Consider the following 13,452-nt stretch of genomic DNA (forward strand, 5'->3'; position numbering starts at 1 on the left):
GAAGCTACGCGCCGGACCCGGAATCCGGCTCGAATCCGGCTGGTGCGCCAGGCGTCGCGGCGGGCGTTCCCGGCGTCCCCCGGACCGCGGTGAGTTCCGCTTCGAGCGCCAGGCACTGCTTGTAGCGCGGCAGCAGCCCCCGCGCGCCGGCCTCGGCCAGACTCGGCGCCACGCGGTCCCGTTCGGAGAGCAAGGGTTCGATGCCGTCCGGCAGCGGGAGCCTCAGGTCGGGGTCGAAGAACGAGAGGGCCAGTTCGTTCTCCGGCACGTAACTGCCGGAAAGTGTGTACGACATGACCGTGTCGTCGTGCAGGGCGACATACGCGTGGCCCACGCCCACCGGGAGATAGACGGCCCGGAAGTCCTCCTGGTCGAGCAGCACGCTGTCCCAGGTGCCGAAGGTGGGTGAGCCGACCCTGAGGTCCACCACGAGATCGAGTGCCTTGCCCTGGACGCAGTAGACGTACTTCGCCACCCCGGGCGGGGTCGCGGTGAAGTGCACGCCCCGGACGACGCCCTGCCGGGACCGGCTGATGCTGCCCTGGGACACGGGGAACAGCGGGCGCCCGCCGGCCTGGACGAAGGCGGCCTTCTGGAAGGGGGAGACGAAGAGCCCGCGGGAGTCCCTGAACACCTCCGGAGTGAATTCGAGGGCGCCGGTGACGGTCAGCTCGCGCGATTTCATGGGCCGACTCCTTGGCTGTTGTTCCGTGCCGTGCGGGGACCGCCTCGACGCGGTCGGAGCGGACTCTGCGGCAGTCGCCTCGAATCCGCCTGGAAGGCAACTGGGCAGCGGCGCGGCGGACCGGCCCCGACACGCGGATCGAGGTCAACAACTGACCGCGATGCGCACTACCTTGACCCCCGACACCGACCAGCCTCCGGCCGGATCCCCCGCCCCGTACGGGCAGTCCGCGCCCGCGGGCAGACGAAGGGACACGATGACCCCCACGCTCACCCCCCGGGATCTGAACCGGGCCACGCTGCAACGGCAGTTGCTGACCGAGCGCGTGAAGGACCTGTCGGCCGTCCAGGTGATCGAGCTCCTGGTCGGATTGCAGGCGCAGGACCCTGATCCCCCGTACATCGGGCTGTGGAGCCGGATCGCGGGCTTCCGCCTCGACGATCTCACCCGGTCGCTGGACGACCGCGAGGTGGTCCGCGCCACTCTCTTCCGGGGGACGCAGCACCTGCTCGCCGCCCAGGACTACCTGTGGCTGCGTCCGCTGCTCCAGCCCATGCTGGACCGCTGGCAGAAGGGCGGATTCGGGAGGTTCACGAAGGGGCTGGACCTCGCCGAGCTGGCGGACTTCGCGCGGGAACTCCTGCGCGACGCGGAGTTGACCCGGCCCGAACTGGGCCGGGCGCTGACCGAGAGATGGCCGGGGCGCGACCCGGTCGCCCTGGCCCGCTCGGTGCAGGGCCTCTTGCAGATCGTGCACCCGCCGCCGAACGGCACCTGGGGACGGCACGGCACCACGCCCTTCGCGCTCGCCGACCGCTATCTCGCGCGGCAGGCGGAAGCGGGAACGCGGGAGCGGGCCGGTGCGGCAGGGGAGTCGGAGGCGCGCAGACCGCCGGCCCAGAACCTCCTCCTGCGTTACCTCGCGGCGTTCGGGCCGGCCAGTGTGCGGGACGTCCAGGCCTGGAGCGGGATGAGCCGGCTGGCCGAGGTGGCCGACGCGCTGAGGCCGCGACTGCGGGTGTTCCGCACGGAGACGGGTACCGAGCTGTTCGACCTTCCGGACGCCCCCCTGCCGGCCCCGGACACACCGGTCCCGGTCCGCTTCCTCGCCGCGCTCGACAACATCGTCCTCGGCCACGCGGACCGCTCCCGCATGATGGCCGACGACCGGCGCAAGCATGTCATCGTCGAGGCCGCGCTGCTGGTGGACGGCTTCGTGGAGGGGCTCTGGAACATCAAGCGGCAGAAGGGCGTGGCCACCCTGACGGTCAAGCTCTTCGCGCCCCTGTCCGGAAGCGACGAGGACGCGGTGGCCGAGGAGGGGACCCGGTTGCTGCGGTTCGCGGCCGAGGGGGCGGAGACCCACCGGCTCCGGTTCGCCCCGGTCGGAGAGAACGGCTGACGGGGTCCGCGGGCACCTGGTCACCGGTGACGGCGCGGGGCGACGGGGTCATCGCTCCGCGCCTTCCCGCGCTATCGCCATGACGTAGCGGCCGTACGGTGACTTGGCCAGTGCGGCGCCCAGCCGGTGGCACTGGTCGCGGTCGATGAACCCCATACGGAGGGCGACTTCCTCGATACAGGCGATACGGATCCCCTGGCGTTCCTCCAGCGTGACCACGTACTGGCCGGCCTGGAGCAGTGACTCCGGAGTTCCGGTGTCCAGCCAGGCGAACCCGCGTCCCAGATTGACGAGCCGGGCGCGTCCGCGCTCCAGGTACCAGCGGTTCACATCGGTGATCTCCAACTCCCCCCGGGCGGAAGGCCGCAGGTTCTTCGCCACGTCCACGACCGCGTTGTCGTAGAAGTAGAGGCCGGTGATCGCGGTGTGGGAGCGCGGTCTGTCGGGCTTCTCCTCCAGCGAGACGAGGTTCCCCGCCGCGTCGGTCTCGCCGACGCCGTACCGCTCGGGGTCGTTCACCGGATAGCCGAAGAGAACACAGCCCTGGATATCGGCGCTGTTCCTCGACAGGATGGAATAGAAGTCGTGACCGTGGAAGATGTTGTCACCCAGAATCAGCGCGACCGGGTCGTCCCCGATGTGGTCGGCGCCGATGACGAATGCCTCGGGCAGCCCGTTCGGCTCGGCTTGCACCCGGTACTCGATCGCCAGCCCGAGGTGGGTGCCGTCGCCCAGCAGCCGGCGGAACTGCGGGAGATCGTGAGGGGTCGAAATGATCAGGATCTCCCGGATTCCGGCCAGCATGAGCACGCTCAGCGGATAGTAGATCATCGGCTTGTCGCCCACCGGGAGCAACTGCTTGGAGACGGCCAGGGTGATCGGGTGGAGCCGGGTTCCGGCGCCACCCGCCAGAATGATCCCCTTCACGAGGTGTCCCCCATTTCCAGAGTCGTAACGCGACGGACGCACGTGCCGAATAAGTCATGCGGGATTCGAGCGCGAGTCGAGAGGGACTCAAATCACATCGCTCAGGAGGAATTCACCTCTAGCCTCCTTCGAGTCGATTTCGAGCACTTATTCGTAGCGTGCCGCCATGATAACCTGCCGTATCTGCCAGGGCTCGGTACAGGAATTCTTCGACTTCGGGAGCCAGCCCCTCTCGGACGCATTCCGAAAGCCCGACGACACTTCGACGGAATTCTTCTACCGACTGGCCGTCGGCGTCTGTGAGCAGTGCACGATGGTGCAGCTGACGGAGGAGGTGCCCCGGGAGCGGATGTTCCGGGAGGACTACCCGTACCACTCCTCGCTGTCGTCCGTGATGCGGAACCACTTCGAACAGACGGCCCGGCACCTGATGGAGACCGAGTGCCGGGGCCCCGATCCATTCATCGTGGAGATCGGCTGCAACGACGGCGCGATGCTCGGGACCGTCGCCCGGAGCGGCGTACGGCACCTGGGTGTCGAGCCGTCCCGCGACGTCGCCGAACTGGCCACCGCCAAGGGCATCCGGGTCCACTTCGACTTCTTCCAGGAGTCGACGGCGGCCGAGATCCGGGCGGCCGACGGTCCGGCCGACGTCATCTACGCGGCCAACACGATCTGCCACATCCCCTACCTGGACTCCGTGTTCCGGGGGGTGGACATCCTTCTCGCGCCGGACGGGGTGTTCGTCTTCGAGGACCCGTACCTCGGCGACATCGTCGACCGGGCCAGCTTCGACCAGATCTACGACGAGCACTTCTACCTGTTCTCGGCCTCCTCGGTCCGGACGGCGGCGCGGCGATTCGGACTCGAACTGGTCGACGTGGAGCGGCTGCCCGTGCACGGCGGCGAGGTCCGCTACACCCTGGTACGGCAGGGGCGGCGCGAACCGAGTCCTGAGGTCGCGGCCCTGACCGAGGACGAGCGGCGCCGCCAGATCGTCGACAGCGCGATCCTCGAACAGTTCGGCATCCAGGTGAAGCGGAACTGCGAGGAGCTGACCGGGCTCCTGCGCGAACTGCGCGCCGCCGGGCACAGCGTGGCCGCCTACGGGGCGACCGCGAAGAGCGCCACGGTGATGAACTACGCGGGGATCGGCCCGGATCTCGTCCCGAGGATCTTCGACTCCACGGCCGCCAAGCAGGGCCGCCTCAGCCCCGGTTCCCACGTCCCGGTCCGGCCCATCGAGGAGTTCGCGGAGCCGTACCCGGACTACGTTCTCCTCTTCGCCTGGAACCACGCCCAGGAGATCATCGCCAAGGAGACCGCCTTCCGGGAACAGGGCGGCAAGTGGATCCTGTACGTCCCGAACGTGCACGTCGTCTGAGAACCCCTCGGGGCGGGGTTCGCGGAACGGCACCCCCGTCGCTTACCTCCGCGACGCGGGCCCGCTCCGCATCGAGCACAACCCGACCGGCTCGCAGCTGACCTTCCACCCGCCCCGGCCGACGTTGGCGCACGCCGGTCCGCGATACGGGAAGTGATCTCCGGCTGCTGCCGGACGGGCCATTGCCCCTGAGCTACTGCGCGCCCGGCAGCAGCGTCCCTGGTTCGGCCGGGGGTCCCCCCGCGGCCTCTGTTCTCGGACTGTGCCGCTGCCGCCTGGCCAGCCGGTGGGCGAACCAGGAGAGCAGCATGCACATCCCGATGTAGATCGGCGAGATCACCATCACCACAGGGATGAACGGCAAATCGTAGTCCAGATTCGAAGCGATGAGCTTTCCCGCGTGGAGAAACTCCTCATACGTGATCAGATAGCCCAGCGAGGTGTCCTTGAGCGCGACCACCAACTGGCTGACGATCGTGGGCAGCATGGCCCGTGCCGCCTGCGGCACCAGCACGTAGCCCATGACCTGGGTCTTGCGCATGCCCAGCCCGTACGCGGCCTCCCGCTGCCCGCGGTCGACCGAGTTGACTCCGGTACGGAACACCTCGGCGAGCACGGAGCCGTTGTAGAAGGTCAGTCCGGCCACCAGCGCGGGCAGTGCCTGCACGCGCAGCGCCACGAAGATGAAGAAGATCATCACCAGGACGGGCATGGCCCGGAAGAACTCGACGAGCAGCGTGGCGAGCCACCGGACGGGCCGGTGCGCGGAGAGCCGGCCCGCGGCCAGCACGACGCCCAGCGCGAGCGAGAGGACGGCCGCGAGCGCGAACGCCTTGAGGGTGTTCCCCAGGCCGCGCAGCAGCAGTTCCTGAATCCCCCTGTACTGGAAGGGAGTCCACTTGACGGCGGTGAACTGCCCGGAGTCCAGGAGGAGGAACAGCAGCCACCCGAGGACGCCCGCGAGCGCGGCCGTCGACACCGCCGCGTACAGGCCGTGCCGCCGCCGGGTGCCGGGGCCGGGGAGGTCGTAGAGGACCGTCGATCCGCTCACCGGGCGATCCCCCAGCGTTTCTCCATGACGCCGAAGAGGGCGCTGAGGGACAGGGTGATGATCAGGTAGCCGGCGGCGATCCAGACGAAGGTCCAGATGATGCTGAACCCCTGCTCGTTGAGGGTCCGGTAGGTCCCGAGCAGCTCGGTGACGCTGAACGCGCCGGCGATCGCCGAGTTCTTCGCGAGGGCGATGAGGGTGGAGCCGATCGGCGGGATGACCGTGCGGAACGCCTGGGGCAGCACGACGTTCGCCAGGGTCTGGGGGAAGGTCATCCCGAGGCTGCGGGCGGCCTCGCCCTGGCCCTTGGGCACGGTGTTGATGCCGGAGCGCACCACCTCGCAGATGAACGCGGAGGTGTAGCAGCCGAGCGCGAGGACCGCGAACAGCCGGAAGGGCAGGACGAGTCCGAAGCGCGGCAGGCCGAGCAGGACCGCGAAGAACAGCAGGGTCAGCGGGGTGTTGCGCAGGATGTTCACCCAGGTCGCGCCGACGGCCCGCAGGGCGCGGACGGGAGCGACCCGGAAGGCGGCCATGAGCAGCCCCAGGGACAGCGCGAGGAGCGACGCGTAGAACGTCAGCTCGACCGTGCCGAGGAAGCCGTCGCGGTAGAGGGAGAAGTTCTGGGTCAGTACGTCCATGGCCGGCCTCAGCTCGCCGGGTAGCGGTCGACGGGCGGCGCTGGGGTCGCGGGGCGGCCGGAGAGGCCCAGGGTGGCGTCGTACGCCTTCTGCCAGTCGCCGTTCCTCCGGTGGGCCTCGACGGCGTCGTCGAGGGCCAGGCGCAGGGCGTGGTCGCCGCGCGGGACGCCGATGCCGTACGGCTCCTCGGAGAACGTCTCGCCGACGACCTTGAGCTCGTCGGGGACCTTGGCGGCGAAGCCCTGGAGGATGGTGTCGTCGGTGGTGACGGCGTCCACCTGGAAGGTCAGCAGATTGTCCACGCAGACGGAGTAGGCGTCGTACGCGACGAGTTCCGCGCGCGGGTGGTCTCGCTGGATCCGCTGGTACGGGGTGGACCCGGCGGCCGAGCAGACCCGCTTGCCGGCCAGGTCGGCGGGGCCCTCGATGTCGCGCTCGCCGGCGCCGACGAGGAGGGACTGCCCCGCGAGGTAGTACGGGCCGGCGAAGCCGACGAGCTTCTTGCGCTTGTCGTTGATGGTGTAGGTACCGACGTAGTAGTCGATCTGCCCGTTCTGGAGGGCGGTTTCGCGGTTGGCCGAGGCGATCGTACGGAAGCTGACGGTCCGGGGCGCGAAGCCGAGGGAGGCCGACATCATCCGGGCGATCTCGATGTCGAAGCCGGAGTAGACGCCGGTGGCCGGGTCCTTCTCGCCCATGTACGGCTGGTCCTCCTTGGCCCCCACGACCAGATGGCCGCGCCGCTTCGCCTTGTTCCAGGTGGCCGAGCCGGGGAGCCGGAAGGTGTCGTCCACGGCGTACCGGGGCAGCGCGCCGGCCCGGGGGCCCTTCACCGGCGGGCTGCCCTCCTTGCCGCAGCCGGCGCCGAGCGCGGCGGCGAGCAGGACGAGGGCGGCGACCACGGAGGTACGCGCCGTACGCGCCGTACGCGGCGTTCTGCTGGGCATCACGGTCCGTACTCGCCCCCTCTCGACCGGTCGAGGCCAGCGCAAACTATCCAGCCGGACAAGGGACTTCACGGCCGACACGCTAAAATCAGGCATAAGCCGTATTTACTGCACAGGTATCAAGGCGCATCCGGACGGGCGGGTCGGCGCCTCAGACCTCCTGGGCCTCCGCGTACACCTGGGACAGCTCGGGCGCGCCCGTACCGGCCCACTCGACGCCCGCCTCGACGACCTCGATCTCCCGGCCGGACGCGAGCCGGACGACGGGATGCCCGTCGGGCCAGATGTTCCAGACGGCGCCGGGGATCGTACGGACGATGACCGTGCCCAGGTAGAGACCCGCGTCGTTGCCCAGGAACGGCAGCTCCTCCGGGTCGTCGCGCCAGCGCGGCGTCAGCTGGTCGAGCGACTCCAACGACTCGGGGGTGTCGTCCAGTTCGAGCCCGCTCTGCCCTGCCCGGACACGCAGCAGCTCGCATTCGGAGAGCAGCTCGGCGACGCCGGCCGGCTCCCCCGCGGCGGCGGAGACCGACGAACCGGGGGTGTCGCCGTGCCGCTTGCGCCAGTTGTCCAAGAAAGGGATGTTCATACCGCTCAGCCTGCCATTCCCCCGGCCGCGTCACCATAGGGCGCGCGGCCGGGGGCCCCGGGGCCGGGGCTCAGAGGTCGAGGTCCACCACGACCGGGGCGTGGTCCGAGGCGCCCTTGCCCTTGCGCTCCTCCCGGTCCACGTAGCTGTCCTTGACGGCCGTGGCGAACGGCTCGTTCCCGTACACCAGGTCGATCCGCATGCCGCGGTTCTTGGGGAAGCCCAACTCGCGGTAGTCCCAGTAGGTAAACGGGCGGTCGTACTTGAGCGGGCGGGGCACCACGTCCGTCAGCCCCTCGGCCCGCAGCGCCGCGAGCGCGGCCCGCTCCTCCGGGGTGACGTGCGTGGCGCCGTCGAACAACGACCGGTCCCAGACGTCGTCGTCGGTCGGGGCGACGTTGTAGTCCCCCAGCACGGCGAAGGGGCGCGAGCCCGCCGCGTCCTCCCGTACCGCCGCGCCCAGCGCCTCGAACCAGCGCAGCTTGTACGCGAAGTGCTCATGCCCGACCTCGCGGCCGTTCGGCACGTACACCGACCAGAGGCGGACCGGACCGCACACCGCGGAGACGGCGCGCGGCTCGCTCACGCCCTCGTACTCGGGGCCGCCGGGCAGGCCCTTGACGACGTCCTCCAGGCCCACCCGGGAGAGCAGCGCCACCCCGTTCCACCTGCCGGTCGCGTGGACCGCCGACTCGTACCCCAGCTCCTTCAGCTGCCCGGAGGGGAACTGCTCCTCCGAGCACTTGGTCTCCTGGACGCACAACACGTCCGTCCCGCTGCTCTCCAGCCAGGCCAGCAGCCGGGGCAGCCGGGCAGTGATCGAATTGACGTTCCAGGTCGCGATGCGCATGCTCCCCAGCCTATCGGCGGGGTCGGACAGTCACCGGATCCCGCCCGGGGACGGCCTTCCCCGCGCCCCGGACCCCAGGGCCCGGGGCCGGCGCCGGGCGCCTCAGACGTCCACGGAGGTGCCCGGCGCCAGGTGGCTGTGGTCCGTACCGCCCAGGGACCCGAGCAGGCTCCCGTAGAGCCCCAGGCCGGGGTCGGCGAGCAGCGCGTCGTGGACGTCGTACGCACGGGCCGGCTTGACCTCGCGCAGGTACTCGATCACCTCGGAGACCTTGCTCCAGGGCGCCTGGAGGGGCAGCAGCAGGGTGTCGACCGGCTGGTCGGGCACGGTGAGCGCGTCGCCCGGGTGGAAGAGCGACCCGTCGACGAGGTAGCCGACGTTGGTGACGCGCGGGAGGTCGGGGTGGATCACGGCGTGCAGTTCGCCGTGGACCCGGACGTCGAACCCGGCCGCGTCGAAGGTGTCGCCGTGGCCCACGGTGTGCACGCGGCCGGGGAAGGCCGCGGAGATCTGCCCGGCCACGCTGCGCGGCGCCCACAGCTCGGCGGCGGGGTTGGCCTCCAGGCCCGCCCGCAGCCGGTCCTCGGCGAAGTGGTCGGGGTGCTCGTGCGTGACGAGCAGGGCGTCCGCGCCGACCGCGGCGTCCGCCTCGGTGAACATCCCGGGGTCGACGACCAGGGTCCGCCCGTCCTTCTCCAGCCGGACGCAGGCGTGTGTCTTCTTGGTGAGCTTCACCGCGGACCACCTCTCCCTCTGAGCTGAGCGCTGTGGGACCGATCCTGCCCGGATCCCATCCTCCTACGACTCGGGGCGGGTCTCCTCCTGGATCACGGTCGCGGCGACGCGGAAGGCGGAGTTCGCGGCGGGGACCCCGCAGTAGACGGCCGTCTGCATCAGCACCTCCTTGATCTCGGCCGGGGTGAGGCCGTTGCGCAGCGCGGCGCGCGTGTGGAAGGCCAGCTCCTCCAGGTGCCCGCCCGCGACCAGCGCCGTCAGCGTCACGGCGCTGCGGGTCCTGCGGTCCAGGCCGTCCCTGGTCCACACCTCGCCCCAGGCGTAGCGCGTGATCAGTTCCTGGAAGTCGCCGGAGAAGTCCTCGGCGGTGGACATGGCCCGGTCCACGTGCGCGTCGCCGAGCACCTCCCGGCGTACCCGCATGCCGGACTCGTACGGATCGGGGCGTCCGGAACCGGAAGCGCCCCCCACGGCCCGCGGCTGCTCGGCGGGGGCGATCTCGGCCACCGGGCCGACGGTCGGGGAGACGGCGGGGGCGACGGCCCGGTCGGGCAGCACGGTCAGGCCCGTGGCGGTGTCCGAGGGGTTGAACCAGGCCGTGGAGAAGTGGTGCACGAGCAGGTCCGTGACGGCGGCGGGCTGCTCGACGGGCGCCAGGTGCGAGGCGCCGGGGACCAGCGCGAGGCGGGCGTCGGGTATGCCCGCGACCAGGGTGCGCGCCTCGGCCGGGCCGGTGACCTGGTCCTCCGCGCCGACCAGGACCAGGGTCGGGACGGTGATACGGCCCAGCTCCGCGCGGATGTCGAACGCGGCGAGCGCCTCGCAGGCGGCGATGTAGCAGCCCGGGTCGGTGGTACGGACCATCTGGACGGCCCACTCGACGATGGCCGGCTGGGCGGCGGCGAAGCCGGGCGTGAACCAGCGCTCGGGCGCGGTACGGGCCATGGGGTCGAGCCCGTTGGCCCGGACGATCACCCCGCGCTGGCGGAACTCGTCGGCGGTGCCGAACCGGGGCGAGGCGGCCACCACGGCGAGGGAGGCGATCCGGTCGGGCCGGCGCAGGGCGAGCTCGGCGCCGACGGCCCCGCCGATGGAGCACCCCGCGTACCCGAAGCGCTGCACGCCGAGCGCGTCGAGCGTGGCCAGCAACCGCTGCGCCAGCTCGGGAACGCTGGTGGCGGGGTGCGCGGGCGCGCCACCATGACCGGGCAGGTCGAACCGAATCACCCGCCAGGTACGCGCGAGCTCCGGAACCTGCCGGTCCCACATGTGCCAGGTGGTGCCCAGAGACGGGCCCAGGATCAGGACGGGACCGTCCTCGGGCCCGTCAGAGCGGTACTGGAGGGTCTTCTCTGTCGTCGGACTCACGCCCCGCACGCTCTCACATCTCCCTGAGACCCACGAAGGGCGGTCGGCGGCCGTGCGCGGTCCCGGTCGCGGGGCGCATTCCGCTGCGGACCGCTACGTGCCCGACGGTGTCAGGGGACGAGGACCATCCGGAAGCGGGCCTTGCCGCTGAGCATGCGGTCCACGGCGGCGGGGGCCTCGTCGAGGGGGCGTTCCTCGATGAGTGCCTTGACTCCCTGTCGCCGGGCGAAGGCGAGGTTGTCCTCGTTCTGGATCGGGGTGCCGGTGAGGGAGCCGAGGATCCGGATGCCGCGGTCCTTCAGGTCGTCCGGGCCGACCGTCACGGGGGACGCTCCGAGGATCATGAGGCGGCCGTGGTCCGCCAGGCCCGCGATGAGGCCGGACGCCACGTCGCCGCTCGACGCCGTCGCGACGATGACGTCCGCGCCGCCGAGTTCGTTCAGCGCGGCGACGGCGTCCGTACCGCTGGAGTCGATGTACTCGTCCGCTCCCAGTTCGCGGGCGAGTTTCTCCTTGTCGGTGCCGCGTGCGAGGGCCACGACGTGCATGCCCATCTTGTCGGCGTACTGGAGGCCGAGGTGGCCGAGGCCGCCGATGCCGAGGATGCCGACGACCGATCCGGGACGGACGGAGGAGTTCAGCACGCCGTTGTACGTGGTGAGCCCCGCGCACAACAGCGGCGCGACGTCCGCCGACGGCATGCCGTCGGGGATGGCCACCAGGCCCGTCTGCCGGGCGATCATGTACTCGGCGTACCCACCGTCGACCTCCAGGCCGGTCTTCGGCTGGTCCTTGCAGGTGACGAAGTCGCCGCGGCGGCAGCTCACACACTCCCCGCAGTGACCCGCCAGGAATCCCACACCGACACGGTCGCCCACCGCCCACCGCGTCACTCCCTCACCGACCGCGTCGATGACACCCACCACCTCGTGCCCGGGGACGCGCCCCTGTTCGGTCTCGGGGTGGGGCTGGAAGCCGTAGGCATCGGTGTGGCAGACGCCGCAGGCCTCGACACGCAGGCGGACGTGGCCCCGGGTGGGGTCGGTCAACTGACGGTGTGTCGGCTCCAGGGAGCCGTCCGCGGCCACCTGTACGGCTCGGTAGGTGCTCGGAGCTGATGACATGGCGAGCCTTCCTCTTCGGACTGGGTGTCGTGGGGGAAGGCCGAGGGGCGCTTCCCCGGAGGTGGTGCACCGAAGCGGCACACCCGGCCGAAGTAATCAGCATAATCCTTTAGCCGGGCATCAAGCGCGGTCAAGGGCCGTCACGGTGACTTGCGTAGCGACTTCGGGCATAACGGTGTACGGTACGGCGCCCGCGCCGGCCACCCGGGGTTCCTCGTCAGTGGGCCGCTTGTCCGGTCTTCTGGCGCTGACGGTAAGAGCGCATGGAGACCTGGCTGCTGCACGCGGCGCTGCAGTACAGCCCCGAGGAGTTGCGGGTCTTGTCCAGGAAGCTCACATGGCACGGCAGGTTGCGGCACATCTTCATGCGCGGCCACAATCCGGCCGCTGTCGCCTGGGCGACGCCCGCGACGATGGATCCGAAGACGCCGGGGACTCCCTGCTGGGACGGTGTCAGTTCGCATCCGGTCTCGGTGACGACCGCCATCAGCGGGTGGAGTGCGGCGGTGCGTCGCATGTGGCTCTCGGCCTCGGCCACCCCTCCCGCGCATTCCTCGACTCCCACGTGCGAGAGCAGCAGGGCCACCAGTGCCTCACGCAACTCCCTGGCGACCGCCGCGTCCGCGTCGGTGACTCTGAGGTCGTCCTCGCTCCCCAGGCCGGCCCCTTCGATCCACCGCCGGAAGCCCTCCGCGTCCCCCATCAGCTCCGGATCGCCGTTCCCGGTGGCGCGGGTGTTGACGAAACCCAGCACCAGGTCCGCCGCGGACTTGCCCACACTCTCCTGCACCGTCACCTCTCCCACCTCCGACCGTGCCCCATCAGGAGCCCGCGACTCGCGCGAAACAACCACGAAGGTAACGATTGTCCGCGCCAATCGTATTCCGTTACCGCCTAAGCATCTATGCCGGTAACGCTCAGAGAGTGGGTGGCGTACAGCCCCCCGGGTTGCCCCGTAGCAGCGTAGAGGACCTCCGTACGAGACTCGACGTGCCGAGGGTGGGACGCTACTTCGCCGTGACGCCGGAGAGCGCCGTGACGACGGCCTCGGCCGAGGGCCGTGCGGAGGCCGGGTTCTGCCCGGTGACCAGGTTGCCGTCGACGACGACGTGCGGACCGAAGGGCGCCCCGCCGGAGAAGTCCGCGCCGGCGGAACGCAGGCGGCTTTCCAGGAGCCAGGGCGCCTTGTCGCCGAACCCGAGCGCGGTTTCCTCCTCGTCGGTGAGGCCGGTGATCCGCCGCCCGGCGAAGGGCCAGGTGCCGTCCTCGTTCGTGGCGGGGAGGAGCGCGCCCACTCCGTGGCAGACCGCCGCGACGACCTTGTCCTGCCTCGCGAGCAGGGTGGTGAAGATCGCGCCGATCTTCTCGTTCACGGCCAGGTCCTCCATCGGGCCGTGGCCGCCGGAGACGTAGACGGCGTCGTAGTCGTCGGCGTCGACGTCCTCGAGCCGTACGGGCCGGGTCAGTTCGGTGCCCAGGGCGGCCAGGTAGGCGCGCTGCTTGTCGATGGCGGACCGGTCGTTGTTGTTCATCTCCGGCGCCAGGCTGAACTCGTCCACCGTCGGCGCGATGCCACCGGGGGTGGCGATGGTGATGTCGTAGCCGGCCTCGCCGAACACGAGGTGAGGGTCGATGAACTCGCTCGCCCAGAACCCCGTCGGGTGCTTGCTGCCGTCCTTCAGGGTCCAGACGTCGGCGCTCGATACGACCAGGAGGACTGAAGTCATGATCGTTCCTCTCTCGATGGCT

Annotated in this window: 14 protein-coding genes; 2 read left to right on the forward strand and 12 right to left on the reverse strand. The window is 70.5% G+C overall.

Translation table 11 applies throughout. The features are described from left to right. Window positions 1-4: 4 nt before the first annotated feature. Window positions 5-685, reverse strand: coding sequence for a dTDP-4-dehydrorhamnose 3,5-epimerase family protein (locus tag HA039_RS05790; RefSeq protein WP_167024730.1), 681 nt, complete (start codon window positions 683-685; stop codon window positions 5-7). A 160-nt stretch (window positions 686-845) separates the two neighbouring features. On the opposite strand from HA039_RS05790, the gene HA039_RS05795 reads away from it, so the two are divergent. Then, window positions 846-2,087, forward strand: coding sequence for a winged helix DNA-binding domain-containing protein (locus HA039_RS05795; protein ID WP_243869192.1), 1,242 nt, complete (start codon window positions 846-848; stop codon window positions 2,085-2,087). A gap of 48 nt (window positions 2,088-2,135) precedes the next feature. Here HA039_RS05795 and rfbA read toward each other — a convergent pair whose 3' ends face one another. After that, window positions 2,136-3,014: a glucose-1-phosphate thymidylyltransferase RfbA gene (gene rfbA, locus HA039_RS05800; RefSeq protein WP_167024733.1), complete on the reverse strand. Its 879-nt coding sequence runs from the start codon at window positions 3,012-3,014 to the stop codon at window positions 2,136-2,138. A gap of 166 nt (window positions 3,015-3,180) precedes the next feature. Here rfbA and HA039_RS05805 point away from each other — a divergent pair, with 166 nt between their 5' ends. After that, window positions 3,181-4,398, forward strand: a complete 1,218-nt coding sequence (locus tag HA039_RS05805) for a class I SAM-dependent methyltransferase (protein WP_167024736.1) — start codon at window positions 3,181-3,183, stop codon at window positions 4,396-4,398. A 193-nt stretch (window positions 4,399-4,591) separates the two neighbouring features. Here the strand turns inward: HA039_RS05805 and HA039_RS05810 are convergent, their stop codons facing one another. The 10 genes from HA039_RS05810 to HA039_RS05855 form a co-directional block, all read right to left on the reverse strand. After that, window positions 4,592-5,449, reverse strand: coding sequence for an amino acid ABC transporter permease (locus HA039_RS05810; RefSeq protein ID WP_167024739.1), 858 nt, complete (start codon window positions 5,447-5,449; stop codon window positions 4,592-4,594). Then, window positions 5,446-6,090, reverse strand: coding sequence for an amino acid ABC transporter permease (locus tag HA039_RS05815; protein ID WP_167024741.1), 645 nt, complete (start codon window positions 6,088-6,090; stop codon window positions 5,446-5,448). The genes HA039_RS05810 and HA039_RS05815 overlap by 4 nt, the downstream gene beginning before the upstream one ends. Before the next feature lie 8 nt (window positions 6,091-6,098). Continuing rightward, window positions 6,099-7,037 (reverse strand): glutamate ABC transporter substrate-binding protein, encoded by a 939-nt coding sequence (locus HA039_RS05820; RefSeq protein ID WP_167024744.1) that lies wholly within the window; start codon window positions 7,035-7,037, stop codon window positions 6,099-6,101. Between the two features lie 151 nt (window positions 7,038-7,188). Next, on the reverse strand, window positions 7,189-7,626 hold the full coding sequence (locus HA039_RS05825) for a DUF6278 family protein (RefSeq protein WP_167024747.1): 438 nt from the start codon (window positions 7,624-7,626) through the stop codon (window positions 7,189-7,191). A gap of 70 nt (window positions 7,627-7,696) precedes the next feature. Continuing rightward, window positions 7,697-8,476 (reverse strand): exodeoxyribonuclease III, encoded by a 780-nt coding sequence (locus HA039_RS05830; protein ID WP_167024750.1) that lies wholly within the window; start codon window positions 8,474-8,476, stop codon window positions 7,697-7,699. Window positions 8,477-8,578: 102 nt separating this feature from the next. Further along, on the reverse strand, window positions 8,579-9,211 hold the full coding sequence (locus HA039_RS05835) for an MBL fold metallo-hydrolase (protein WP_167024753.1): 633 nt from the start codon (window positions 9,209-9,211) through the stop codon (window positions 8,579-8,581). Between the two features lie 63 nt (window positions 9,212-9,274). Next, window positions 9,275-10,579: a bifunctional 3-oxoadipate enol-lactonase/4-carboxymuconolactone decarboxylase PcaDC gene (pcaDC, locus tag HA039_RS05840; RefSeq protein ID WP_167024756.1), complete on the reverse strand. Its 1,305-nt coding sequence runs from the start codon at window positions 10,577-10,579 to the stop codon at window positions 9,275-9,277. 110 nt (window positions 10,580-10,689) lie between these two features. Continuing rightward, window positions 10,690-11,703: an alcohol dehydrogenase catalytic domain-containing protein gene (locus tag HA039_RS05845; RefSeq protein WP_167024758.1), complete on the reverse strand. Its 1,014-nt coding sequence runs from the start codon at window positions 11,701-11,703 to the stop codon at window positions 10,690-10,692. A 217-nt stretch (window positions 11,704-11,920) separates the two neighbouring features. Next, on the reverse strand, window positions 11,921-12,499 hold the full coding sequence (locus HA039_RS05850; protein ID WP_208298551.1) for a CGNR zinc finger domain-containing protein: 579 nt from the start codon (window positions 12,497-12,499) through the stop codon (window positions 11,921-11,923). Window positions 12,500-12,710: 211 nt separating this feature from the next. Further along, window positions 12,711-13,430 carry a type 1 glutamine amidotransferase domain-containing protein gene (locus HA039_RS05855; protein WP_167024761.1) on the reverse strand — a complete coding sequence of 240 codons (720 nt, stop codon included), beginning with the start codon at window positions 13,428-13,430 and terminating at the stop codon, window positions 12,711-12,713. Window positions 13,431-13,452 lie beyond the last annotated feature (22 nt).

Origin of the sequence: Streptomyces liangshanensis (assembly GCF_011694815.1) — a bacterium.
In the GTDB taxonomy this organism is placed as follows: domain Bacteria; phylum Actinomycetota; class Actinomycetes; order Streptomycetales; family Streptomycetaceae; genus Streptomyces; species Streptomyces liangshanensis.

Excerpts from the sequence above, each read along its gene's own strand:
- HA039_RS05795 (WP_243869192.1), top strand. The coding sequence starts at position 846 with ATGCGCACTACCTTGACCCCCGACACCGACCAGCCTCCGGCCGGATCC.
- HA039_RS05820 (WP_167024744.1), bottom strand. The coding sequence starts at position 7,037 with ATGCCCAGCAGAACGCCGCGTACGGCGCGTACGGCGCGTACCTCCGTG.
- HA039_RS05855 (WP_167024761.1), bottom strand. The coding sequence starts at position 13,430 with ATGACTTCAGTCCTCCTGGTCGTATCGAGCGCCGACGTCTGGACCCTG.
- HA039_RS05825 (WP_167024747.1), bottom strand. The coding sequence starts at position 7,626 with ATGAACATCCCTTTCTTGGACAACTGGCGCAAGCGGCACGGCGACACC.
- HA039_RS05815 (WP_167024741.1), bottom strand. The coding sequence starts at position 6,090 with ATGGACGTACTGACCCAGAACTTCTCCCTCTACCGCGACGGCTTCCTC.
- HA039_RS05805 (WP_167024736.1), top strand. The coding sequence starts at position 3,181 with ATGATAACCTGCCGTATCTGCCAGGGCTCGGTACAGGAATTCTTCGAC.
- HA039_RS05845 (WP_167024758.1), bottom strand. The coding sequence starts at position 11,703 with ATGTCATCAGCTCCGAGCACCTACCGAGCCGTACAGGTGGCCGCGGAC.
- HA039_RS05790 (WP_167024730.1), bottom strand. The coding sequence starts at position 685 with ATGAAATCGCGCGAGCTGACCGTCACCGGCGCCCTCGAATTCACTCCG.
- HA039_RS05830 (WP_167024750.1), bottom strand. The coding sequence starts at position 8,476 with ATGCGCATCGCGACCTGGAACGTCAATTCGATCACTGCCCGGCTGCCC.